Here is a 24098-nt window from a genome sequence, read left to right as displayed (position 1 = left end):
TGTGATCGCACCATGACAGCGACTTGTTGACGACGCACCATCGATACATGGTCGCTGCAGGTTCCACTCACATCGTTCCCGATCGCGTCGCTGTCGTCGGCGCGGGCATGGTCGGTCTCGCCACCGCCTGGTTCCTCCAGGAAGCCGGCGTCGAGGTCACCGTGCTCGATCGCGAAGGCGTCGCTGCGGGCGCGTCCTGGGGTAACGCCGGCTGGCTCACGCCCGGCCTGGCCACCCCGCTGCCGGAACCTGCCGTCCTCAAGTACGGCGCCCGTGCGGTGCTGAGCCCCTCCTCACCGGTGTACGTCCCACCGTCGGCGAGCCCGCGGCTCCTCAAGTTCCTCACCCGCTTCGCTCGCAACAGCACCGCCGGACGCTGGAAGACCGCGATGGAGTCGCTGGTCCCGATCAACCGGCAGGCGCTGAACGCGTTCGACCTGCTGGCCAAGGCCGGCGTCGAGGCGCAGACGTACGAGGCGAAGTCGTTCCTGGCCGCGTACCGGACCGAGGCCGAGCGGAGCGTGCTGCTCGAGGAGATCGAGCACATCCACGCCGCCGGCCAGGGCATCGAGTTCGAGGCGATCAGCGGTGACGACGCCCGCGAGATCGAGCCCTCGCTGTCCGACCACATCGGCGCGGCGATCCGGCTGCACGGGCAGCGGTTCATCAACCCGGGTGAGTACGTCCAGTTGCTGGCCGACTCGGTGATCGCCCGCGGCGGTCAGATCATCAGCGGCGTCGTGGTCAAGGACATCGTGGACGAGATCCGCGGGGTCCGCCTGGTCACCGGGGACGGTGAGACCGACCCGTTCGACGCGGTCGTGATGGCGACCGGCGCGTGGCTGAACGATCTGGCGCGCGAGTTCGGCGTCAAGACCGTCGTACAGGCCGGTCGCGGTTACAGCTTCAGCGTGCCGATCGCGCACGTACCTTCCGGCCCGGTGTACTTCCCGGCGCAGCGGATCGCCTGCACGCCGCTGGGTGACCGGCTCCGCGTCGCCGGGATGATGGAGTTCCGCAAGCCCGAGGCCAAGCTCGACCCGCGCCGGATCGACGCGATCGTGGCGGCGGCCCGGCCGCTGCTGCGGGATGCCGACCTGGACGCGCGGACGTTCGAGTGGGTCGGACCGCGGCCGTGCACGCCCGACGGCCTTCCGCTGATCGGCGCGACCGCTTCGCCGCGGGTCTTCGCTGCCGGCGGTCACGGCATGTGGGGCATCACCCTCGGACCGATCACCGGTCAATTGCTGGCCGAGACCATCACCACCGGCCGCGCGCCGCGCGAGCTGGCTCCCTTCAACCCGCTTCGCTGAGGGGTTCGATGCACTAAGGGTTTGCCGCCCGCCTCAGGCGGCGCCCCTCCCCGGCTGACCACACCTCGGGCGACGCACGGTGATCCATCCGGACGGACTCCAGCACCCGTCCGCCTGCTCCACCGCCGATCACCACCGCCCCGGTCAGCCCCAGGAGCGGGCCCTGGCAACGCAGTTCTCCTGCCCAGGGCCCGCTCCTTTCTCTTGCAGTCGGGCTTCGCTCGCGTTTCTGTCGGCGGGGACTGAGAGGGTGTGCTTCTCGACGACGAGGAGGGTTCCCATGGTGTTGCGGTGGTACACACTGGTGGTCGATTGCCGGGACGTGCGGAAGCAGGCCGCGTGGTGGGCCGAGGCGCTCGACTGGCAGACGATCTACGCGACCGACGACGAGTGCGTGAACATCCCCGGCTGGGTGGATGAGACGGCCATGCGCGAGACCCCGTGGGAGCGGATCGGGCCGGGCATGGTGTTCGTGCCGGTGCCCGAGGGGAAGACGCTGAAGAACCGCCTGCACTTCGACTTCGCCCCACACACCAGCCAGGACCGCGACGCCGAGATCGCCCGCCTCGAATCCCTCGGCGCAACTCGCGTCAGCGTCGGCCAACCCGATGACGCCTCCTTCACCGTCCTCGCCGACCCAGAAGGCAACGAGTTCTGCGTGCTCAGCTCCCGCGACAGTTGAGGCGCCTCAGGTAGTTGCTGAACGCCCCGGCACGGAGCACTATCGCTAGCACGTCCGACGAGGTGAGAGGCAACACCCTGATGCCCGACCCCAGCGAACCCCTGCCGGCCCGCCCTGCTCCAGCCAGTCATCTGCCACCGGCCGCGCGTACGTCGTGGTTGGAGACAGCAGGTCCACGGATCGACATGATCGCGCGGATCGTCTGCTTGTCAGCAGGTTGCGTGCTGGTGGCCGCAGCGATCGTCGGGCTCTTCGTGGACGTCGACGTCGAGGGACTCATCGCCGTACTCGCCGCCGGTGTGGTGCTCGTGCTTCTGCCCTCGGTCGTGGGCCGGCTCCGGAAGTTCAAGGCCGGCCAGTTCGAGATCCAGCTGATGGAGCAGATCGCGAGCACCGCCCGCAAGAGCGCCGAGATGCTGCGACGCCTCGGCATGGAGTCCGAGCTCAACGCGTACGCCGCCATCTACACCGAGATGCGTGGACCCGAGCTGCAGAACGTCCGCGGCCAGGTCCTCGATCGTGTCGTCCAGCGCGTCTCGAACGCGTCCGCGGTCGAGAAGTTCGACCCCGCCGAGATCAAGAACCTCTTCACCCACGGCGCTCCGATCATCCGTGTGCTCGCGCTCGGACTGATGGAGGGCGACCTCTCGCTGATCGACAGCGACGTACTGCTGGAGGCGATCGGCAAACCGCTCACCGGCAACGAGCAGTACCACGCGTTGAAGGTGGTGCTCTACGGCTGGGGACGGCTGTCACCCGACGAGCGCACCGAGCTGCGGGCCGCGATCAACTCCGGCCCACAGATCGAGGCCGGCCCGGGACGCTCTGCCCTGGCACAACAAATCCGGGAGCTCTGAGCGAGCTCCCGGATTTGTTGGACTGTTTGAATCAGTGCGTGTGCGGCTCAGTGCCGTGTTCCGCCTCGTGGGCGGCGATCTGGGCCCGGACCTCTTCCATGTCGACCGCGCGGAGCTGGCCGATCAGGTCCTCGAGGTTGGCCGCGGGCAGCGCACCGGCCTCCGAGTACAGGACGACGCCGTCGCGGACCGCCATCAGGGTCGGGATCGACCGGATGTCGAACGCCTGCGCAAGCTCGACCTGGGCTTCTGTGTCGACCTTGCCGAACGTGATGTCGCCGTGCTCCTCGGACGACTTCTCGAACACAGGTCCGAACATCTTGCACGGGCCACACCACTCTGCCCAGAAATCAACCAGGATGAGGCCGTCCTTACCGACCACCTCGTTGAAGTTCTCCTGGGTCAGCTCGACCGTTGCCACTACGACCTCCGAAAGTAGACGAGTACAGCGTAGTCAACACAGCACCGCCCCAGAGTGTTCCCGGGCGTACGGGTGCCCGGTCGCACCACGTCGTACGCCCGTATGAAATGACCGGAATGCGGAGTAGGGACTGTGACCTGGGCCACGCGCTCAGATCGGGATGTCGACGAAGGGTGACGTGTAGTCCTTGACTTCCTCCAGGATCGAGGCGGCGGCCTCCGGGGTGAGGTCGGCGCGCTCGCGCTCTGCGACGACCATCTGCTGGAGCAACCTGGTCTCGCCGGCCGTGGCGAGGCCGGTGATCTCCGGATGACCGTTCAGCAGCCACGCCGTCGCGGCGGTGATGTAGCGCTGCTCGTCGAACGGCCGGTACCAGGTGTCGTAGGCCTTCTCCTCGCCTTCCTTCCAATTGCGCCGGGCGATCATCTTGATCGTCATCAGCGCGGCATCGGAGGCCTTCACCGCTTCCACCAGGGCCGCGTAGTCGGCGGCGTACTGCGGATCGCTGGAGAGGCGGTAGTTCAGCGGAGTGAGGACACTGTCGAAGTCGAAGCGGCGCAGACCCTCGGTATGCACCGACGGCGCCTGCGCGGTGTGCCCGGTGATGCCGATCGCCCCGACCATGCCTTCGTCCTTGGCCCGGATCGCCGCTTCCAGCGAACCGCCCTTGCCGGTGACGAGATCGAGGTTCTCCAAGTCGCAGACCGCGTGCATCTGAATGAGATCGACGCGATCGGTCTGCAACCGCTCCAGCGATCGATTGATCTCGCTCCACGCCTCCTCGAAGGTGCGGCGGCCGGTCTTGGTGGCGAGGAAGATGCGGTCCCGGATCTCCGGCATCCGCGGGCCGAGGCGGATCTCGGCGTCACCGTAGTCCGCGGCGACATCGAAGTGATTGATACCGGCGTCGAGGGCTTCCTGGATCGAGGCGTCGGCCCGATCCTGGTCGACGCCGCCCAGCGCCGCGGCACCGAAGATGAGCACCGAACTCTCGTGCCCGAGTCTGCCCAGTCGGCGAGTTTCCATCCTGGTCCTCCAGGGGTAGCAGGGTTACTCCGACCTTATGCCCGCAAGAGCCATCGGCAAGCGGTTGTCCACAGGGCATTTTGACCCCCTCGCCACGGGAGAGTTTTCCACAGGCAGGTCCGGAGATCGGTTACTATCTGTGATCAGTTGATGCGTGCTTCTACCATGTTGTTCGCACGGATTTTCGAACCTGTCCGTACCGTATGGCAGGGTTTGCGCTGCCCGATCGACCGGGACGGGCATGAGAGAGGAGCTATGAGGACGGTACCGAAGGTGTCACGCTTACCCGATGAGGGTGACACTGCCCGCGAGTGGGGTAACAGTATGGCAGCGGGGAGCGATGGAGCATCCGGATCCTGGTCTCAGGTCTCCCGATGGATGGTTGCGTGCCGTATTCTCCCGGCTACTGTCCGCGTAACTGCTGTCTGAGGGGCAGGTAGCGATGAGTTGGTGGCGAACGGCCCTGAACCTGCCGCCAAAAGGTGGGCACTGGTCGGACCAGCGGCGTACCAAGAAGGCAGGCAAAGGACGCCCACAAAGCACCGCGCCGGAGTGGTGGGACCACCCCGACGGACCGGTGTCGCCCACCCCTCGGCAAGCACAGGGTGTAGCCGCGCAGTATTCGGCTCCGCAGGCGCCTCCGCCGGCCGGTGGAGTGATGGCGCCACCCCGTCGTCCGTCGGCCGGTCCGCCGCAGGACCCGGGTCCGGGGCACCGCCAACCCGAACGTTTGAAACAGCGTTCGCCGCACGGTGCGCACGCGGCGCCGGTGCCGACGCGAGAGGTTCTGGAGCCCGGGCAGGCGCCTTGGTCGACCGAGCCGGAATCGTCGTTCTCGACGTGGGCGCGGCGGTTCTTCCGTGGCCTGGTGGTCGTTGTGCTGCTGCTGGCAGCGGTCTCGGGCGTCCGTTCCTGGATCAGCCCGAACCGGACGCCAGAGACCGTCGTGAGCGGTCAGAACGGCTTCCCGGCCGATGAAGCCCGCGCCGTGGCAACTCGGTACGCCGTTTCCTACCTGACCTGGGACGAGGACAACCCGGACGCCCGGCCGCTGCAGATCGGTCTCGACCTGGCCGCCGGCCTGGACACCCGGGCAGGCTGGAACGGTCGTGGCAAACAAGCGGCTGATGTCGCGTACCCAGGTGAGGTCAAGCCTGACTCCAACGGGATCACCGCTGTGGTCGACGTTCGCGTGAAGGTGTACACGTTCACGAAGAAGGGCAAGGACTGGGCAGCGGGGCCAGTCAGTTGGGAGCGGCTGTCCGTGCCGGTCGCGCGGACCGATTCGCGGGTGATGGCCAGCGGGCCGCCGACGTTCGTACCGGACGAGCGGGCCGCACTCCCGGAGAACATGCCGGCGGCCGGTCAGCCGGACGACGATCTGACGGCGGACACCAAGAAGGACGCGGAGGCGTTCTTCAGTGCGTACGCCGAGTCCGACAACAAGGTGTCGGCGGTGACCTCGCCGGGCTCGACCATCCGCAGTCTCAACGGTGCGGTGAAGTTCGGCGCCCTGAAGGATTGGCAGGTCTACATGGGCAACGACGACGAGCGGCGGGCGACCGCGGCCGTCACCTGGAACGGGGTGGGCGATACCACCTTGGACCAGACCTACACGCTCACGTTGAGGCGTACTGTCGCCACGGACGGAGCACAACGATGGCAAGTGGCTGCCGTCGGATGACACCAGCGACGAGCCGTCGGATGACCGAGGCAACGAGGGAGACACCGCAATGATGCACGAACTTGCTGCGAGCGTGGTTCAGCTCGCCGCGCCCATGGCCGACCCGAACGTTCCGACGGGCGCGGATTTCAAGGACTGGGTCCTGGTCATCGCGGGGAACATCTTCATCGCCATCCTCGTGCTGCGCGCGATCGGGCACTACTTCAAGCGCGAGTGGGGCGAGCTGTTCGGCCACATCGCGGCCGGAGTACTGGTCGGTGGGCTGATCTATGCCAACAACCAGACCATCAATGTGCTCAAGGGCTTCTGGGGATTGCTGTCCGGAGGTAATTGATGCGTGTCGGCCGTACCCTGACCCACCACTTCGAGATCGAGACCCGGCAGTACGACCTGCTGGGGATCGATCTGGGTGAAGGCGCCCGTCGCCGGATGATCATCTTCGGCGCGGTGATCATCGTGCTCTGGATCGCGTTGCTGTTCCCGTTCATCGGTGTGCCGCAGAAGCCCACCGTGAGTCTGTACGTCGTTCCGCCGTTCGTGATCACCGCGTTCGGCTGGCGGCCTGGCAAGTTCCACGAACGCCGCCGCCGGGTCACCGAGTGGGCGCTGGCCGTCCGCTATGCCTTGCGGGCGCATCGCCCGATCATCGGTCTGGGTGCCCGGGCCGCCGACAAGACCGAATACCTGCCGTGGCGTGACCGCGTCGCGACGCAGAAGGTGGCGAACCTGGCCAAGGCCAGAGTGACGCCGGAATGGGAACGCGAGGCTGTGGTCGAGCTGGATCCGATGGTCCGCGCCGGTGCGGACATCACTGTGAACCAGCGGGCCCGCCTGCTGGGGGCGGACCACGTGCAGCGGGTCAGTCGCAGGAACTCTTCCGGGCTGAGCCGACCGGAGCGGAAGGGGCAACGATGAAGATCGCTGACAAACTCCTGAACCTGGTCGGCGTCGGCCGCGAACGTGGTCTCCCGCCGCCACGGCTGGTCGCGATCGCCGACGGTCTGCTCGTCACCGAGCGCAGCGCCGAGGCCTGGTTTCTGATCTCCGTGGCGAACACCGACCTCGCGACCGAGGCCGAGCAGGACGCCGCGCTGGACGCTGCAGTGAGCGCCGCCGCGACCATCCTCGGCGACCGCCTGAGCCACCTGAAGGTGGTCTGGGGCCGCTCGACCGGTCAGGACTACATCGACTCCATGGCCGGTCACTACCGGCTTGGCGACCACGAGGCGTGGGCGCAGACCCGGGCCGACCGGATCGACGAGATGCGGATGCCGGAGCGGTACGTGGCGCTCGGCGTACACCTCAGTGACCGTGACCCGCGTGCGACCGCTCAGGTCCGCGGCTCGATCAGTGACGCTCTTGGTACGACGTCGTGGCGTGTGAGTGCCCGTGAGCTCGCGCACCTGGACGAGCGTGTCCGCAAGCTCGGCCGTCAGCTCGGTTCGACCGTGTGGCGGGCCCACACTGCGCCGGCTGAGGTGATTTCGTGGCTGATCAGCCGGGAGATGCACCGTGGTGCCGTTGCCGCGCCTCGTCGTGGTCTGATCACCGGTGCGTCGCTGGCCCGGCTCACATCTGGTCGAGTGGTGCCGTACACCGACCATCTGCGGATCTACGACGCGCGTGGCCAGATTGCGGCGTACACGACCGTTTTGGCGATGACGGACTTCCCTGAGGAGTTGGAGACGCCGGGGCCGGGGGAGTGGCTGCGCACGTTGTCGGAGATCAAGGCGATCGACGACGACGGTGACGAGATCGACGTGACTGTCGAGGCGTCGGTGCGGTTCCGGGTGCTGACGAAGAAGACCGCGCGGCACCTGGTCGACGAGACCCGCAAGAGCGCGAAGGAACAGCGCCGCTCGGCCGCCAAGGGTACGGCGGAGGAGACCGCGGACGAGATCGTCGAGACCGAGCGCATCATGCGTGAGGTCAAGCGCGACATCAACCGCAGCGGCCTGACTCTGGTCGAGGACCACCCACGCTTGCTGGTCAGTGCGGACACCCGCGAGGACCTCGAGGCGTACGTCGATGCTGTGGTCGCGCACTACGCCGACCGCGGCATCACCGTTGCCCCTGGTGCGGACGAGCAGCGCGATCTGTGGCTGGAATCCCTGCCAGGTGACCAGTTGCGTGTCCCGGACCTCGGACATGTCCGTGAGTCGACGGCTTTCTTCGGGTCCTGGTTCTGGGGCGGTGCGTCGATCGGTGACGCGACCGGGCCGTCGATCGGGTACCTGACCGGGTCCACGCCGGGTCTGGTGCGGTTCGACGCAGCCGCCGGTTCTGCTCTTGGTGACGCGACGACGACGCTCTTCCTGGGCCGGTCGGGTCGAGGCAAGACGACTGCTGCGATGTTGGGCGGTCTTGACTCTGCCTTCGCCGGTGCTTGGGTGCCGTTGCTCGACCTGAAGGGTGACGCGGCCGGCGTATCCGGGGTCGCGGCGGAGTACGGCGTACCCACTGCTGTCATTGAGATCACGGCACAGTTCTCCGGTGCTGCCGACCTGCTGCGGGTGCTGCCGGTCGACGATGCGTTGCTGCAGGCACCTTCTCAGTTGATGTTGCTGTTGCCTCCGCATTTGCGTGGCGCCGCTGAGGCACCCGTGATGGCTGCGACCAGGGCGGAGATCCAGTCGCCTGACCCGTCGTCGTGGGGTGTCATCCAGCGGTTGTGTGCCTCTGATTCGGAGACCATCCGGACTGTTGGATTTGCTTTGCGGGACTTGGTTGAGACGGGTCTTGGTTCGGTCGTGGCGGGGCCTCCGTCCGGTCTGTCGTCGTTGACGACGAACCCAGGGCTTTGGGTCGTGCAGATGCCTGGTCTGACCCTGCCGTCACCCGAATCGGCGCCCGAATCCTGGTCCCCGATCGAACGTGTCGGCATGGCCTGCCTCCGCGGCTGCCTCGCGTGGATGGTCCGTACGACGGGCCGCCGCGAGTTCCGCGGTCGCTCGAAGGTCGTCATCGTGCCTGAGGTGCACTTGTTGACGAAGACCCCCGACGGGGCGTCCTTCCTCGACTACATCGCCCGTGTCGGTCGTGCGCTTGGGGCCTCGCTGGTCCTCGACACGCAGGACCCCGCGTCGATCTTGAAGCTGCCTGGTCTGGTTGAGCAGATCACGACGCTGTTCGCCTTCAGCCTGCGTTCTCGCGAGCAGGTGGACTCGTTGCTCGAGTTGCTGGGCCGGCCGCAGACCGCGCCGTACCAAACCCTTGTCCGCGGCATCAACACCGCCGCCAACGGCAAGTCCATCCGCCACGGCCACTGCATCATGCGCGACCGCTGGGACGAAGTAGCCACCGTCCAGATCGACATCCCCAGCCAGCGCGTAGCAGCCCTCCTCCGCACCACCCCCGAATCCGAACACGCCAACGAAGCCACCCAGCCGGTCCTAGCCACTCCCGACCCCGTGGACCCGTTCGCCGACGACGAGTTCGACCAGGAAGACCTGGTAGAACCAGCCGCCACAGCCACAGCCCAAGCCGAAGCCCACACCGCGGAACCACCCCCGCCGACCTACGAGGAGCCCGTCTCGTCGGTCGAAGAGGAATCCGTTCCTCCGGCGTACCAGGAGCCTTTGGCCCCAACCCAGGCACCCCCGCCCCCACCCCAGCACGCCGCCCCAAACGACGCCGCCGCCCAGAGCAACAAAATGGCCGCCCAAGGGACCAACGCCGCTGCCCAGGGAAGTAACGGGGCTGGCCTAGGCAACAACGTGGCTGCGCAGGGAAGTAACGCGTCTGGCCTAGGGGACGACGTGGTTGCGCAGGGAAGTAACGGGGCTGGCCTAGGGAACAACGTGGCCGCGCAAGGAAGTAACGGGGCTGGCCAGGGGAACAACGCGGCTGCCAGGGGTGCCGAGGCTGGCGTGGGCGACGCTCAACCCGCGCCCTCCGCGGACGCTGCCCCGACGGCGCCGGCCGAGCCCGAGCCGGCGGTGGCGCAGCAAAACGGCCACCCAGCCACCCCCAACGGCCAGGACCACCACCACCCACCCCGCTACGAGGCCCCCATAGGCCCCGACGAGGTCTACGACCAAGAGGCCGACGAAGCCGCCTACAACGAGGCCATGTACCCCGCGTACGACACCCCCTCAAACGGCGACTCCACCAGCGACACCGCCCCCCGCCCCACCCCCGGCAACAAGGAGCACGTCGCATGAGGTGGCAGCGCCGTGTGAGAGCGGCGCTGACGACCCTGGCGATCTCGACCATCCTGATGACCCAGGTGGCTCTGGCCGCCGATCCCAAGCCGGGGCCGACGAGCCCCACCGGCTTCGGTGACCTGCTGCCGACCCCCGACCTGACGCATGGCGACACGCGTACGCTCTTCGAGCAGTACGGTCCGATGGTTTATGGGCTGGACTTCGAGAAAAGCATCCGCGACCCCATCGAGTCGGTCTTCAACGGGTACGCGCACATGGTGATGATGTACATCGTCGCTATTACCCGCGCAGCCATCTCAGTCGGCTGGTGGTTGTTCTCCTTCACCGACGTCAAGGCGCTCACGCAGGCTACGTCGACGACGATCGGTGCATCCAGCAATCAGCTTGTTGGATGGTTGCTGCCGTCTGCGCTCGCCTTTGGCGCCGTTGCCGCGTATACGCAACGCAAGACCAGCGGCAGCGCCATGGGGCAGTTGGTGTGGGTATTCGTCGCGGGTGTTCTCAGCGTCAGCTTCGCGCTGGCCCCTGCAACCTGGTTGCGCGGAATTGATGGTGCGCGTCAGTTAGGCGCCGAAACGATCATGACGACCTCGGCCGATGCGATGGGGCCGACCTTGCAAAGTCCGTTGCCGTGGCCTGAGCCGGGGTTCACGGGAACATCTCGCGACACCCTGCTGCGGAAATCTGCGGATGCGAGTTGGCGCGGATTCGCGGTTACGCCATGGTGTATTGCCGAGTTCGGCTCGATCGACGCATGCGGCCGGTACGGCAAGGGCATGCTTGATGCCGGCACGGATTCGGATGCCCGATCGAAGTACATCGATTCGGTCATTGCCCCGGCCGAGGGCGGGGACGACGCGCCGACGGTCAAATGGGTCAAGGGAGACAACGCTTTCGGTCGAATCTCCGTTGTGATGCTGGCGGCGATAGCCGCGACGTTGTTCGCGTTCTTGACCATCTCGTTGGCCTTCACCGCGCTGATGGCCTTCGTCGGCTGCCTGCTCCTGCTGGTTGTCGGTGTTTTCTTTGCTTGCCTCTGGATCATTCCCGGTCGCCCGAGACAGTGGGGCCTCAACTGGTTCGAAGCGCTGATCGGATTGGTGATCCAGTCCTTCCTCGCGATGCTCGTGTTCGGGACGGCGCTGACGCTGGTCACTGCTGTTTTCAGCCTGACTGGTGCGCTGGGATGGTTGCCGGTAACGGGGCTTGCTATCGCGGTGCTTATCGCCGGCTTCAGATTGCGGCGTCTGCTCGACAACCTCACCTCGATGATGCGGCCGGGCTCGGGAAGCATTCTGCTAGGTGGCCTTGCCCGGCGAGGTGCCATGGGCGCGTTCAAGCGAATTGTCGGCGCAGTTGGAAGCCGCAACGCGGCGCCGGCGTTGACGGAACGTCGGGATCGGTTCCGAACAGGTGAAGCCGGTTCGCAGCGAGTGTCCTCGGTGAGGGTGTACCGACAAGCTCCTGCGCATAACTCGCTCACACGAGGATCCACGGCAAGTTCGCCGTACGAGCTCACCACGGGCGCAGAGCGCCGCCGAGCAGATGCGCCCGGGACCCCCGGCAGCGGCACTGGTCCCGCTGGGCAGGCGGCGGCAAGTGGCGCCGGCGCGGCTGGTGGTCGTTTGGCTGCCAACGCTGCACCAACCCGCACCAGCTCCGCGCTGAATCTGGCCAGAGCGCGTACGCAGTCGAAGTCCGAGGGACGCCGGACCATCTCCGTCACCACCGCCGGTGTCGCATCCACTGGAGGATCCAGCTCGACATCGAGCTCGAAGGGTGTGTCGGCGGAGGCTCAGAAGGCTCGGCATTCTCGGCGGCCTATTCCTACGCCTACCAATGAGGTGCGGTACGAGCCGAGGATTCATACGCATTCCGCGAGCCTTCGGGAGGGGCCGCCTAAGGGGCAGCGTGCCCGCCGTAAGTCGCCATCGTCGCAGCAGCGGAGGTTCCGTGAGTACTCCGCTGTTACGAAGGACGGCGTAACGGTGCACGTGCCGACGCGCAGGTGATGCCGGATGGCCCGAAAACCACGTTCGCCAAACGACCGCCGCGAGGGTGCCGGCCGGTCCCGTCATCGCGCTCCGGACCCTAGCCCTTCCGACGCGGACGAGCAGCGGCCTTCGGGTCGTTCTCATCCGGATACGCCGGACGGTTGGCGTTCGCTCATGAGCACGGACTACGAGTACCCGGAGGAGATCGACGACCTCAGCGGTCGTCAGCGCCGCCGGGCGAAGAAGAACTGGCGACGCGACGATCATGCACAGCGCATGGCCTGGCTGCGCAACCAGCGTCAGGCCGAGCCGGTGAGCCCCGCGGTCATCGTGATGCTCGTCGTTGTGCTGGCGATCGTCATCCTCGGTCTCGGCGGCGGTCTGCCACGGCTGTTCGGCGGCAAGAGCGGCGACGAAGGAGCCCCAATCAGCTTGCTGACTCCCGGACGATCCGTCGTACTCCCGACCGCCCCGTCCAACACTTCGTCAAGTCAGCCCACCACCTCCTCCACCACGACAGCGCTCACAACCCCGCCGCCCGAGACGCAGCGTCCATCGGCAGAGGCGACCGCATTGGCCACAGACGTGGTCGGTGCTTGGTCTCGGGCGTTCTACACGCGCGACCCGAGCGCGGAGACGTATGGGGCATTGGTGGCGAAGAGCGCCAAGTACATGACCGAGGAGGTCGCATCCAGCTTCACCGCTGCCGGTGATCCGACGTACGACGCACTCAAGAACGACGGTGGCAAGTCGACAGTGATCGCGGCGCCGGTCAGTGCCCCACCGGCCAACGCCGAGGCCCCGGTCGACACTCCAGGCCGGATCACGCGGTTCGTGAAGGTCACGATCGATGTCACCGGCAAGCATGCCCAGCGCTTCGACGTACCCCTGCTCATCACGCTGGTGAACCAGAGCAACCAATGGGTCATCAGTGAGGTGTCTGGCGGTACGGGGCCATGACGGCAGAGGACTGCGATGTTCGACGAGCGTGATCTCGGTCGAGGCCTTCTGGCCGTCGCGAGCAGAGGCGTCTTCATCAAGGGCGCCGCGGTGCTGGCGATCGTCGGCGTCGCGAGCTTGCTGATGCTCGCCCCCTTCGGCGGCAGCACGCAGCCTCAGGCTGCGTGTCTCCCGGGGATACCTGGCCAGGCGGACAATCCGCAGCCGGCCGGTCCGATTCGCGCGACGCAGACCGCCTTCGCCAAGCTGATCGACGATGTCGCGGTTCAGCGAGGTCTGCCGGGCAAGGCGACGCTGATCGCGCTGATGACTGCCCTGGTGGAATCAGACCTGCAGAACCTCACCTTTGGCGATGCCGACTCCGTTGGCCTCTTCCAGCAGCGCCCGGCCGCGGGCTGGGGCTCGCGACTGCAGATCCTGAGTCCCCGGTACGCCGCCAACGCGTTCTTCGGTGGCTCGGCCAAGCCCGACCCGCCAGGGTTGGTCGACATCAACGGGTGGCCGTCGATGGCTCTAGGCGATGCCGCGCAGGCCGTGCAGGTGTCGAAGTTCCCGGAGCGGTACGCCCAGCGCGAGCAGGAGGCGCGACAGATCGCAGCGCAGGCCGGCATCGATCTCACCAGGACGGGCAATCCGTACGCCGGTCGAGCCGACGCGCCGTCCACGGGAAACGAAGGCGAACACGACGACAGCGACTGCGGGCAAAGTGGCTTGGTCGACGGTAAGCCGATCAACGGAGTCTGGCCCGAAGAGCAGGCGAGCGTCACAGATCCGTCGGGTACTGGAGGCTTGGTCACACCACGTACGGCGGCCTGGGTCGCATTGGCCCGTAAGACGCTGGGCACCCTCAGCATGAGCTGCTGGGACGCCCACGCGTGGAACCCGACCAGCGACCATCCCCGCGGCAAAGCCTGCGACGTCATGGTCGGCACGGACGCCCGGAAGTCCTCTCCCGCGAGAGCCCGCGGCGACCAGATCGCCAACTTCGCCATCCAAACCGCCGGCACTACCGGCGTGCGCTACGTGATCTGGTACGGCAAGATCTGGTCCGCCCGCCGTGGCACCTGGATCCCCTACAACGGCGGCGGCGTCTACAACCCCACCGACGCCACCGGCGGCCACTTCGACCACGTCCACGTCTCGATGTACTGACCGTGAACCACCCCCAGACCCGCCCAACCCCAAGGAGAACCACCCATGACCGGCCCCGGTGATCCTCGAGACCCCAACGGATCCTGGGGGCCGAGCGAAGGGCAGCCCGAGCAACCAGCGGCGTACGGTTATCCGGGAGCGATAACGCCACCCGACCCACGGCCTGAACTGCCATCCGGACAGTCAGGACCTGCACCTCAAGGCCAAGCGAGACGAGTCGAGGTCTCCACAGCGGCGATCCTCTTGTCGGCTGTGCCGTGGTTCTTTTGGAGTTTCGCCGTCGTCTCTTGGATCGTGGGACTTCTGGGATTTGGCTGGGGGTGGCTGCTCGTTGCCCTGTGGATAGCGTCGGGCGTGGTCGTGTTTGTTCGACCTGTGGAAGACATGCTCGCGCGGTATCTCTTCCGTTTGCGGCAGCCGACGCTGATCGAGGAACAGCGGCTACGCCCGATCTGGCGGCAGCTGGCCGATCGGGCCGGGATACCGGAGAGCCGGTACGCGATCTGGATCCAGGAGTCCGACGACGTAAATGCCACACCTACTCCGGGACACACCGTCGGCGTCACTCGGTGGGCCCTGTACACGCTGCCTCCGGCACATTTGGAGGCAGCGCTAGCTCACGAGCTCGGCCACCATCTGGGCGGACGAGACTGGCTGAGTTTGTTGAGTTTCTGGTATTCGATCCCGGCCCGGTGTGCGCTGATCGGTGTCCGGGCACTGGGCCGCCTGATGCGAGCTGTGCCTGCGGTCGGCTGCGTAGTCATCGGCTTCGTACTCATCGCATATCTGGGCGTCTTGCTTGCCGTGCTGACATTCGGTGACAGCCTCACATTGCCGCTGCTCTTCTTGACACCATTCGTCGCGCCTCCGATCCTCGCGTGGCTCGGTCGCCGCGAGGTTCTTCAAGCCGACCGTCGGGCGGCAGTGATGGGTTACGGCGCGACCCTTGTCCAGGTTCTCTATGGCTGGCAGTTCCAGCATCAGCAGATGCTGGGTCGTGACGCCAACCGGCGCTCGCAGCTCATGTCGAGTTCGCCGTCTCCCGCCGAGCGAGTCCGCGCTCTCGAGCAGGCCGGAGGGCTCCCGCCTCAAGCCTGGGGCTGACCGCCGCAGCGCGCGGTGTGGGGGAGGGAGGTTTTCCCTTGACGGGGTGGGGTGGTGGGGGGTTTTGCTTCACAGGGGGTGGGTGGGGGAATTAGGGTCCAACGGATCGTAGTGGTTGCGTTACGCAACACGGAGTGTGGGAGGGAACGTATGAGGAAGCGCCGTACGGCGGTTGTGGCTGTTACCGCGGGGTTGGCCACTATCTCGCTCGGGTTGTCCTTCACCAGTGCCGCGGGGGCTGCGCCGGAGGTGGCGGTGGCCAATCCGGGTGGGCTGAAGCTGATCAAGACCAAGACGTCGTTGCTCGGCAAGCACTACTGGTACCAGCAGACGTTCAAGGGCCTGCCCGTGATCGACGGGTACTACGCGAAGCACGTGACGAAGGACGGCGTGGTCGAGGTCGCGGACGGGCGGGACGCCGTACCGGCGAACCTGGACGTGAGCGCGAAGGTGCAGCCGGCGGCCGCGACCCAGAGCGCCAACGCCGCGGTCATCGCCCGGGCGGCCCGGATCGCCGCGCCGAACAAGACCATCGCCCCGGTGCCGACGGCGACGCAGGGCGCGGCGAAGCTTGCCGTGGTCGGCGGGCCGAACGCGCGCCTGGTGTGGGCCGTCACCTCGCACTCCTCCGAGGGTGTGAGCCGTTCGCTGGTCGACGCCGACACCGGCTCGGTGGTGGAGTCGAAGGTGATCAGCGACAACGTCGACGGGCGCGGCTCGGTCTTCGACCCGAACCCGGTGGTCAGCCAGAAGAACGAGAAGCTGACCGACATGAACGACAAGAACCAGGACGCGTTGTTCGTGGCGCAGAAGAACGTCGTACTGCGCAACCTGGACGGCTCGGGCTTCCTCAACGGTTCCTACGTGAACATCAAGGAGGGCAACGGCGGGCTCGCGCAGAACAAGAACAACACGTTCGTCTACCAGCGCGCGAACAACAAGTTCGAGCAGGTGATGGTGTACTACCACGTCAACCAGGCGCAGGAGTACATCCACCAGCTGGGCTTCACCGAGGCCAACAACGAGTCCCAGGACTTCTCCGTCGACACGATCCGCGACGACAACTCGTTCTACGATCCCGAGACGGACATGATCACGATGGGCGACGGTGGCGTCGACGACGCCGAGGACGCCGAGGTGATCTGGCACGAGTACGGTCACGCGATCCAGGACGACATCGTCCCGGGCTTCGGCGAGTCGCTCCAGGCCGGCTCGATCGGTGAGGGCTTCGGCGACTACTGGGCCGTCACCATGTCCGTTCCGGTCAGCAAGGGCTTCAACCTCCCGTGCGTGATGGACTGGGACGCGACGTCGTACACGAGCACCGAGCCGCACTGCCTGCGTCGTACCGACACCGGTAAGACCACCGACGACATCGTCGGCGAGGTGCACGACGACGGTGAGATCTGGTCGAACGCGCTGTGGGACATCCACCAGGCGCTCGGCCGGACCAAGGCGAACAAGGTGATCCTCGAGTCCACCTTCTTCTACGACCCGGACACCTCCTTCGCCGCCGCGGCGCAGGACACCGTCCAGGCCGCCCGGCTGCTCTACGGCAAGGCCGCCGCGCAGCAGGTGACCGACGCCTTCAAGGCCCGCAAGATCCTCTGACCCGTCACAGGTCATGCGCCCACGGCTACTGTGGGCGCATGACCTGGAGTACGGCGGACATCCCTGACCTGACCGGACGACGGGCGCTCGTCACGGGCGCCACCAGCGGACTCGGGTACGAGACCGCACTCGAGTTGCTCAGACACGGCGCTGAGGTGCTGGTCGCGGCCCGGAACCCGGAGAAGGCTGCCCGCGCGGCACAGCAACTCGAACGAAGCTCCGGCCACAAGCCGACGGTCGTCGAGCTGGACCTGGCCGATCTGGTCAGTGTCGAGAAGGCCGCGGACGAGCTCACGAAGAGCTACGACCGGCTCGATCTGCTCGTCAACAACGCCGGCGTGATGGCACCGCCGTACCGGCAGACCGTGGACGGGTTCGAGCTGCAGCTCGGCACCAATCATCTCGGGCACTTCGCCCTCACCGGACGGCTGCTGCCGTTGTTGCTCAAGGCAACGGCGCCGCGGGTCGTCACGGTCAGTTCCTTCGTGCACAAGACGGTGCGGGGGATCACGCAGGAGGACTTCCGCCGCCCGGCGAGCAGCTATCGGAAGTGGGAGGCGTACGGGAAGTCCAAGCTCGCCAATCTCCTCTTCATGCTCGAGCTCGACCGCCGCGCCCGGGCGGCCGGCGTCAACCTGCTGAGCGCGGGGGCGCATCCCGGCTACGCGTCGACGCACCTGCAGGCGGCGGGCCCGGAGATGGCCGGCCAGGCGTTCATGGTGAGGTTCATGGGGATCGGCAACCGGCTCTTCGCCCAGTCCGCCGCCGCTGGTGCCTGGCCGAGCCTGTACGCCGCGACCGTCCCGGAGTTGCGCCCCGGTTCGTACGTCGGTCCCGGCTTCTTCGAGTTCCGCGGCAGACCCAAGATCGTGCTCCCCACCCAGACAGCCCAGGACCCTGAGCTCGCCGGGCGACTCTGGGAGTGGTCGATCGAAGCGACCGGGGTGAATCCGGAACTCACCGTGCTGAGGTAGTGACACAGCGGCAGATTTCTGGTTACCTACCGGTAATTTCCCAGCCGGAGGTCGCCCCGTGCGCAGAATCGCAGCCGCCCTCGCTGTCGTCCTGACCGCTGCTCTGATCGTCATCACCCTCGGTCCGAGCGCCGAAGCGGACCAGACTGCGCCCGGCTTCAGTACGTCGTACCAGCGCATCCCCGGTGCCGGTGGGACTCCCATCGGCGCCGTCGTACTCACGCCGACAGGGCAGGGCGACGGTCCGTTCCCGCTCGTGGTGATGCCGTCGAGCTGGGGTGTGCCGAACGTCGAGTACGTCGGTCAGGGCGCGAAGCTGGCCACCTCCGGCTTCCAGGTGATCTCGTACTCGAGTCGCGGCTTCTGGGATTCCGGCGGCGGCATCGACATCGCCGGACCGCCGACCGTCGCCGACGTCAGCAAGGTGATCGACTGGGCCGGCCAGCACACGCCGGCCGACACCAGCCGGGTCGCCGCGGTCGGGATCTCGTACGGCGCTGGTACGTCGCTCCTCGCGAGCGCGCAGGACCCGCGGATCAAGGCGGTCGGGGCGATGAGCGGGTGGGCCGACCTGATCGCGTCCCTCAATCCCAACGAAACCGTTGCCCTCCAGTCCGTTGCCGGACTGCTTGCCCTGGGCAATATCACCGGCCGGCCCGGTCCGGAGATGGCCTCGCTGCAGACGAAGTTCGTCACCGGCGACTTCGACGGTGCGATCGCGGAGGCGAAGCAACTGTCGCCACAACGGTCCGCCGCGACGATGACCGACCAGATCAACGCGAAGAAGCCGGCTGTCTTCCTGGCCAACGCCCTCGAGGATTCGATCTTCCCGCCCTCGCAGTACACGGACTTCTTCACCCGCCTGACCGGCCCGAAGCGGCTGCTCCTCGCCCACGGCGATCACGCGACTCCCGAGGTGCCTGGCGCGATCGGCCTGCCCAACGAGACCTGGGACGAGCTTGTGGCTTGGCTGCGGCACTACCTGACCGGTGCGGACAACGGCGCCGACACCGAGGCGCCCGTCCAGCTGAAGTCGCAACGCGGCGTCTGGCGCGGATACCCGAACTGGGCAGCGGTCGGTCAAGCGCGCACGTCGTACCTCACCAAGCCGACCGGATTGAGCCGGACTGGCGCATTGCAGGCCCAACCACAGACCGGTTGGTCCAGCGCGATCGGCGCGGGCGTGCCGACAATCGCCGACAGTGGAGTTGCGCTCGTATCCGGTGCTCTGCAAGGGCTGCTGTCGATCCCGACCGGGGTCGTGACGCCGCTGGTGGACCGATCGTTCGCCGGAGTGTGGTCCGGTCCGGTCTACACCAGCGGGGCCGTCGTCAGCGGTACGCCGAAGCTCCACCTCACCGTGAAGCCCTCCGGCCCGAGTACGTCGCTGTTCGCCTACCTGTACGACGTCGACGCGCTCGGCGTCGGGTCGTTGATCTCGCACAGGCCGTTCACCCTGCGCGGAACGGGCACGGTGGCGATCGACCTGAGGCTCGAGGCAACCAGTTGGGAGGTGCCGGCCGGCCATCACCTGGTCCTGGCCATCGACACGGTCGATCCGCGCTACCTCGGCCGCAGCGTGATTGGTACGTCGGTCACGTTCAGCTCCCCGGCCGACGACCCGTCCTGGCTCAGCGTTCCGGTCGCCTCGTGATGGTCACCCGCCGAAGCTTCCTCGGCCTCACCGCCGCAGCACTCGTCAACCTGAAAGCCGCCGCCGACAACAACCTGAAGGACGCCGACGACAACAAGCTCTACCTCGGCACCTACGGAGACGGCATCGGTCTCGCGACGTACGACGCCACCGGCAAGATCACCTCGACCGGCAAGCTGACCGGTGTGGCCGACCCATCCTTCCTGATCCGAGCCGGCAACTTCCTTTACGCCGTGAACGAGCAGGACGCCGGAGCCGTGACCGCAATAGATGTCGCAGGCAATCCCAGGGTCCTGAATCGTCAACCCAACAACGGATCCGGACCCTGTCATCTCGCCAAGGTCGGCAACTACTTGCTCAGCGCAAACTACGGATCCGGCGACATTGCGGTCCACCCGATCAACGCAGACGGGAGCCTAGGGCAACAAACCGACCTGGTGAAGCACGAAGGTGCCCAACCACATGCACACCAGGTGGTACAGGTCGGCGACTACGTCCTCGGCGTCGATCTCGGCACGGACTCGATCTACACCTACACCCTCGCGGACGGAAAGCTCACCCTCCAGCACCAGGCGAAACTCACAGCCGGTGCCGGCCCGCGCCACCTCGCCTTCCACCCCTCCGGCCACTACGCGTATGTCGCCGACGAGCTCGACAGCACGATCACGATCTGCACCTACGCCTGCGGCGTGATCACCCCGCAGACATCACTACCCACCGCACCACCAGGCGGCCCGCAGAACTACCCGGGCGAGGTGGTCGTCGATGCCGACGGCAACTTCGTCTACCTGACCAACCGCGGCCACAACAGCATCGCGATCTTCAGGACCACCGGTACCGGACTCGAGCTGATCGGTACGCCGAGCTGTGGCGGCGACTGGCCTCGCCACTGCGCTCTCGACCCGACCGGCAACCTCCTGTTCGTCGCCAACCAGAAGTCGAACAACGTCACCACCTTCGCCGTCGACCGCAGCACCGGCGGCCTGACCCAGACCAGCAGCTTCAGCGCGCCGACCCCCGTTTGCGTGAATGTTTGATCGTGCGCGAGCTCTTGCGCTTTTGTGGTGAGAGCGTTGTCATGAGAGCTCCTTTCCCCGCCCCGGAAGGAGAGCTCGCATGTTCAAGCCGCTTGCGGCCGCCCTCGTCCTATTGTCGACAATCCTCGCGCCGACAGCCGCGGCGTCTCGTGTGCCGATTGCCGATGCGTCCCCTGACTGGCGCATCGGCACTCCGCCACTCACCACCCCCTGGACCGGCGACGTCTCGCCGACCAACGCGCTGCCGGAGTACCCGCGTCCCCAACTGACCCGCCCGGACTGGCGCAACCTCAACGGCCTCTGGGAGTGGTCCGCAGCCACGCCGGGAGACCAGCCGCCGATCGGCCGGCCGCTGGCCGAGAAGGTACTGGTCCCGTACCCGATCGAGTCCGCGCTCTCCGGTCTGCAGAAGCACGAGGACCGGATGTGGTACCGCCGTACCTTCACCATCCCGGCCAACTGGAAGGGCAAGCGGCTGCTGCTGCACTTCGGCGCGGTCGACTACGACGCCAAGGTGTGGGTGAACGGCCGGCAGGTCGCCACCCATCGCGGCGGGTACGACGGATTCGACGTCGATGTCACGAATGCCCTGCACCAGAAGGGTCCACAGGAGCTGATCGTCTGGGCCGAGGACCTCACCGACGAGACCTTCCAGCCGATCGGCAAGCAGCGCGAGGTCGGCGACCACGGCATCTTCTACCAAGGCAGCTCCGGTATCTGGCGGACCGTCTGGATGGAGCCCGTCAACGTCGCGTCGATCGAGCGCCTCCAGCTGACCCCCGACCTCCCCGGCAAGACCTTCAAGGTCACCGCGGACACGACCGGTCCCGCAGGCCTCGACGTCGAAGTGACGGCGTACGACGGACGCCGCGCCGTCGGCCAGGTCCGGGGGAAGGCGGACACCGAGGTCCGGGTGCCGATACCGAACCCGAAGACGTGGTCCCCGGACAAGCCGTTCCTCTACGACCTGAAGGTCCGCCTCATCGACCGTGGCAAGACGGTCGACCAGGTCGGTTCGTACGCCGGGATGCGGTCGGTCGGCCTGATGAAGGGTGCCGACGGCAAGCTCCGGATGGCGCTGAACGGGAAGATCCTGTTCAACCTCTCCACCCTCGACCAGGGCTTCTGGCCGGACGGACTGAACACCGCGCCGACTGACGAGGCGCTCAGGTTCGACCTCGAACAGCACAAGCAGCTGGGCTTCAACACCGTTCGCAAGCACATCAAGGTCGAGCCGGATCGCTGGTACTACTGGGCCGACAAGCTCGGCCTGATGGTCTGGCAGGACATGCCCGCGTCGAAGACCGACGCGATGCCCGAGCCGTGGCGGACCCAGTTCAAGGCCGAACTGCGCGAGATGGTCGAGGAGCACAAGAGCTTCACCTCGATCACCGTCTGGGTGCCGTTCAACGAGGGCTGGGGCGAGTGGGATCAGACCGAGACCGGCCGGATCGCCGACTCGGTCAAGGCGCAGGATCCGTCCAGACTCGTCAACGCGCACAGTGGCGTGAACTGTTGCAACTCCAAGGGCGATTCGGGCCGCGGTGACCTGCTCGACAGCCACGCCTACCTCGGTCCGGCGACCACCTCGCCCACCGAGACCCGAGCCGGCGTCGACGGCGAACATGGCGGCTTCGGTTTGAAGGTCCCGGATCACATGTGGTTCGGCGACGGTTTCGCGTACGAGATGACGCCGGACTCCGCGACCCTCACCCGCCGGTACGTCGAGAATCAACGCGACGTGCTCAAGTCCGCCAACCAGTGCGGGATCAGCGGCTCGGTCTACACCCAGATCACCGATGTCGAAGGTGAGCTGAACGGCTTCTTCACCTACGACCGCCGGGTCCCGAAGATGGATTCGGCCCAGGTCCGCACGATCAACCAGCAGATCATCGCCGGCGCGGACGGAACCGGCACCGGCGGACCGAACCCCGGCCCCGGCACACCCGGTGCCGATGGCATCCACTTCTATCCGCTCGACGGAACCGCGGAAGATGCCGTCGGCAACAACGATGCGACTCTCCAAGGTGGAGCGGTCTTTGCCGAGGGCAAGAACGGCCAAGGCGTTGCCCTGAACGGATCCGGGCAGTACGTCGACACCGGTGCGGCGCTGCTCGACACCAGTGGCAACTACTCGGCCAGCGCGTGGGTGAAGCTGAACAAGGCCGATGGTTCGTTCCAGACCGTGGTGAGCCAGGACGGCGAGCGGGACAGCGCGTTCTTCCTGCAGTACTCGGGTCAGGACCAGCGGTTCGCGATGAGCTTCTCCGGTCTGCGGGCGCTGGCACCGACCAAGCCGAACCCGGATCAGTGGTACCACCTGACCGGCGTACGCGATGCGGCGAAGGGTGAGCTCAAGCTCTACGTGGACGGGCAACCCGTCGCCACCAAGAGCGCGTGCAGCCTGGATTCGACCTCGACCGGCAATACCGTGATCGGCCGCGCCAAGTTCGGCGGCAACCAGGTCGACTTCCTCGACGGCACCGTCGATCAGGTCCACCTCTACGACCGCGCCCTCACCGACGAGGAGGTCCGCACACTCTACGAATCCGGCCGCTGACAAAAAGACCGATTCGAGATGCGAAGAAGTCGCACGTCACCGATCCTGGTAGTACTGCCGACCAGCCGGAGGTGACAGTGATGGCCGCTCCTAGCCATGCGCTTGCGCCGCACTCGACGATCGGCTTCCGGCCTCCGCGGTTCGGGCTAGGTGGTTCGCATCTCGGCGAACCGCCGGGCCCGGACGGCGACGCAACCGCGGTCGCCACCGTGGACGCGGCGTACCTGGCTGGTATCCGCCTCTTCGACACGTCCCCGGCGTACGGCGAATCCGAACGACGGCTCGGTACGGCGCTGCAGCGGCGACCCCGTGGTGAGTTCCTGATCTCGACGAGGGTGACCAGCGACCAAGCGGCGGCCGAGATCCAGGCCAGCGGCGAGCGGCTCGGGCTCGCTGTCGACCTGGTCCTGGCAGAGGACGAGTCGGCGTACCCGGCACTGGACCGGCTGCGGCGCGACGGCGTGATCAAGGCGGTCGGCGCGGTCTCAGCCGACTGGCAGGAGCTCGATCGGCTCGTCCGCGACGTCGAGCTGGACTGCGTGCTGCTGGCCGGTCAGTACTCGTTGCTCGACCGGTCCGCGGCGCCGCTGCTCGATCGTTGCCTGGCCCGCGGAGTCTCGGTGATCGTGTCCGGCGTCCTCACGCCGCGGGTGCTGCAGGCGGAGAAGTCGAGCGACCCAGGGGCGATCCTCGCGCGCCGCATCTCCGCGGTCTGCGAGCAGTACGGCGTCTCCCTACCGCAGGCCGCACTCGCCTTTCCCAGCAGGCATTCCGCGGTCACCTCGGTGCTGATCGCCGCCTCGACCCCGGCCGAGATCCGAGCCGACGCGGCGCTGGTCCGCCAGCCGGTGCCGGCGCAAATGTGGCGGGACCCCGAGCTGCTACGCCTGCTCGACTGAAGAT

The 24098-nt window shown here is 66.8% G+C and carries 19 protein-coding genes; 17 read left to right on the top strand and 2 right to left on the bottom strand.

Annotated elements, in window-relative coordinates; translation table 11 throughout:
* Positions 1-47 precede the first annotated feature (47 nt).
* The 3 genes from AB0L70_RS17680 (at position 48) to AB0L70_RS17670 (ending at position 2852) form a co-directional block, all read left to right on the top strand.
* Positions 48-1313: an FAD-dependent oxidoreductase gene (locus AB0L70_RS17680; RefSeq protein WP_363685148.1), complete on the top strand. Its 1266-nt coding sequence runs from the start codon at positions 48-50 to the stop codon at positions 1311-1313.
* A gap of 280 nt (positions 1314-1593) precedes the next feature.
* On the top strand, positions 1594-1995 hold the full coding sequence (locus tag AB0L70_RS17675) for a VOC family protein (protein ID WP_363685146.1): 402 nt from the start codon (positions 1594-1596) through the stop codon (positions 1993-1995).
* 80 nt (positions 1996-2075) lie between these two features.
* On the top strand, positions 2076-2852 hold the full coding sequence (locus tag AB0L70_RS17670; RefSeq protein WP_363685144.1) for a hypothetical protein: 777 nt from the start codon (positions 2076-2078) through the stop codon (positions 2850-2852).
* Between the two features lie 31 nt (positions 2853-2883).
* Here AB0L70_RS17670 and trxA read toward each other — a convergent pair whose 3' ends face one another.
* Together trxA and AB0L70_RS17660 are read right to left on the bottom strand one after the other, a co-directional pair.
* Positions 2884-3273 carry a thioredoxin gene (trxA, locus tag AB0L70_RS17665; protein WP_363685142.1) on the bottom strand — a complete coding sequence of 130 codons (390 nt, stop codon included), beginning with the start codon at positions 3271-3273 and terminating at the stop codon, positions 2884-2886.
* 150 nt (positions 3274-3423) lie between these two features.
* Positions 3424-4299 carry an aldo/keto reductase gene (locus AB0L70_RS17660; protein WP_363685140.1) on the bottom strand — a complete coding sequence of 292 codons (876 nt, stop codon included), beginning with the start codon at positions 4297-4299 and terminating at the stop codon, positions 3424-3426.
* Between the two features lie 769 nt (positions 4300-5068).
* On the opposite strand from AB0L70_RS17660, the gene AB0L70_RS17655 reads away from it, so the two are divergent.
* From AB0L70_RS17655 to AB0L70_RS17590, 14 genes are all read left to right on the top strand, one after another.
* On the top strand, positions 5069-5983 hold the full coding sequence (locus AB0L70_RS17655) for a conjugal transfer protein (RefSeq protein ID WP_363685138.1): 915 nt from the start codon (positions 5069-5071) through the stop codon (positions 5981-5983).
* A 49-nt stretch (positions 5984-6032) separates the two neighbouring features.
* A complete protein-coding gene (locus AB0L70_RS17650) occupies positions 6033-6317 on the top strand; it encodes a hypothetical protein (RefSeq protein WP_363685136.1) in 285 nt (94 codons plus the stop codon).
* Positions 6317-6898: a hypothetical protein gene (locus AB0L70_RS17645; protein WP_363685134.1), complete on the top strand. Its 582-nt coding sequence runs from the start codon at positions 6317-6319 to the stop codon at positions 6896-6898. Before AB0L70_RS17650 ends, AB0L70_RS17645 begins: the two co-directional genes overlap by 1 nt.
* Positions 6895-10146 carry an ATP-binding protein gene (locus AB0L70_RS17640; protein ID WP_363685132.1) on the top strand — a complete coding sequence of 1084 codons (3252 nt, stop codon included), beginning with the start codon at positions 6895-6897 and terminating at the stop codon, positions 10144-10146. The genes AB0L70_RS17645 and AB0L70_RS17640 overlap by 4 nt, the downstream gene beginning before the upstream one ends.
* Positions 10143-12161 (top strand): hypothetical protein, encoded by a 2019-nt coding sequence (locus AB0L70_RS17635; RefSeq protein WP_363685130.1) that lies wholly within the window; start codon positions 10143-10145, stop codon positions 12159-12161. The genes AB0L70_RS17640 and AB0L70_RS17635 overlap by 4 nt, the downstream gene beginning before the upstream one ends.
* Positions 12162-12317: 156 nt before the next feature.
* Positions 12318-13103, top strand: coding sequence for a hypothetical protein (locus AB0L70_RS17630; RefSeq protein ID WP_363685128.1), 786 nt, complete (start codon positions 12318-12320; stop codon positions 13101-13103).
* A 15-nt stretch (positions 13104-13118) separates the two neighbouring features.
* A complete protein-coding gene (locus AB0L70_RS17625) occupies positions 13119-14255 on the top strand; it encodes a hypothetical protein (RefSeq protein WP_363685126.1) in 1137 nt (378 codons plus the stop codon).
* 252 nt (positions 14256-14507) lie between these two features.
* The gene (locus AB0L70_RS17620; RefSeq protein ID WP_363685124.1) at positions 14508-15359 is read left to right on the top strand and encodes a M48 family metalloprotease; all 852 of its coding nucleotides are present in this window, start codon (positions 14508-14510) and stop codon (positions 15357-15359) included.
* A gap of 150 nt (positions 15360-15509) precedes the next feature.
* Positions 15510-16970 (top strand): M36 family metallopeptidase, encoded by a 1461-nt coding sequence (locus AB0L70_RS17615; protein WP_363685122.1) that lies wholly within the window; start codon positions 15510-15512, stop codon positions 16968-16970.
* Positions 16971-17008: 38 nt separating this feature from the next.
* Positions 17009-17944, top strand: a complete 936-nt coding sequence (locus AB0L70_RS17610; RefSeq protein WP_363685120.1) for an oxidoreductase — start codon at positions 17009-17011, stop codon at positions 17942-17944.
* Between the two features lie 58 nt (positions 17945-18002).
* Entirely contained in the window at positions 18003-19598 is a 1596-nt protein-coding gene (locus AB0L70_RS17605) for a CocE/NonD family hydrolase (RefSeq protein ID WP_363685118.1), read from the top strand.
* Complete coding sequence (locus AB0L70_RS17600) at positions 19598-20635, top strand: lactonase family protein (protein ID WP_363685116.1); 1038 nt, start codon at positions 19598-19600, stop codon at positions 20633-20635. Before AB0L70_RS17605 ends, AB0L70_RS17600 begins: the two co-directional genes overlap by 1 nt.
* 79 nt (positions 20636-20714) lie before the next feature.
* On the top strand, positions 20715-23195 hold the full coding sequence (locus tag AB0L70_RS17595; RefSeq protein ID WP_363685114.1) for a LamG-like jellyroll fold domain-containing protein: 2481 nt from the start codon (positions 20715-20717) through the stop codon (positions 23193-23195).
* Between the two features lie 80 nt (positions 23196-23275).
* Entirely contained in the window at positions 23276-24094 is an 819-nt protein-coding gene (locus AB0L70_RS17590; RefSeq protein WP_363685112.1) for an aldo/keto reductase, read from the top strand.
* The last annotated feature ends 4 nt before the right edge of the window (positions 24095-24098 follow it).

This window comes from Kribbella sp. NPDC051952 (assembly GCF_040680855.1).
Lineage (GTDB): Bacteria > Actinomycetota > Actinomycetes > Propionibacteriales > Kribbellaceae > Kribbella.
The sequence above is the reverse complement of the archived record's forward strand: the minus strand, read 5'-3'. Positions and strand labels throughout refer to the sequence as shown.

Excerpts from the sequence above, each read along its gene's own strand:
- AB0L70_RS17625 (WP_363685126.1), top strand. The coding sequence starts at position 13,119 with ATGTTCGACGAGCGTGATCTCGGTCGAGGCCTTCTGGCCGTCGCGAGC.
- AB0L70_RS17635 (WP_363685130.1), top strand. The coding sequence starts at position 10,143 with ATGAGGTGGCAGCGCCGTGTGAGAGCGGCGCTGACGACCCTGGCGATC.
- AB0L70_RS17675 (WP_363685146.1), top strand. The coding sequence starts at position 1,594 with ATGGTGTTGCGGTGGTACACACTGGTGGTCGATTGCCGGGACGTGCGG.
- AB0L70_RS17680 (WP_363685148.1), top strand. The coding sequence starts at position 48 with ATGGTCGCTGCAGGTTCCACTCACATCGTTCCCGATCGCGTCGCTGTC.
- AB0L70_RS17650 (WP_363685136.1), top strand. The coding sequence starts at position 6,033 with ATGATGCACGAACTTGCTGCGAGCGTGGTTCAGCTCGCCGCGCCCATG.
- AB0L70_RS17595 (WP_363685114.1), top strand. The coding sequence starts at position 20,715 with ATGTTCAAGCCGCTTGCGGCCGCCCTCGTCCTATTGTCGACAATCCTC.
- AB0L70_RS17630 (WP_363685128.1), top strand. The coding sequence starts at position 12,318 with ATGAGCACGGACTACGAGTACCCGGAGGAGATCGACGACCTCAGCGGT.
- AB0L70_RS17660 (WP_363685140.1), bottom strand. The coding sequence starts at position 4,299 with ATGGAAACTCGCCGACTGGGCAGACTCGGGCACGAGAGTTCGGTGCTC.
- AB0L70_RS17615 (WP_363685122.1), top strand. The coding sequence starts at position 15,510 with ATGAGGAAGCGCCGTACGGCGGTTGTGGCTGTTACCGCGGGGTTGGCC.
- AB0L70_RS17640 (WP_363685132.1), top strand. The coding sequence starts at position 6,895 with ATGAAGATCGCTGACAAACTCCTGAACCTGGTCGGCGTCGGCCGCGAA.
- AB0L70_RS17610 (WP_363685120.1), top strand. The coding sequence starts at position 17,009 with ATGACCTGGAGTACGGCGGACATCCCTGACCTGACCGGACGACGGGCG.
- AB0L70_RS17645 (WP_363685134.1), top strand. The coding sequence starts at position 6,317 with ATGCGTGTCGGCCGTACCCTGACCCACCACTTCGAGATCGAGACCCGG.
- AB0L70_RS17600 (WP_363685116.1), top strand. The coding sequence starts at position 19,598 with ATGGTCACCCGCCGAAGCTTCCTCGGCCTCACCGCCGCAGCACTCGTC.
- AB0L70_RS17670 (WP_363685144.1), top strand. The coding sequence starts at position 2,076 with ATGCCCGACCCCAGCGAACCCCTGCCGGCCCGCCCTGCTCCAGCCAGT.
- AB0L70_RS17590 (WP_363685112.1), top strand. The coding sequence starts at position 23,276 with ATGGCCGCTCCTAGCCATGCGCTTGCGCCGCACTCGACGATCGGCTTC.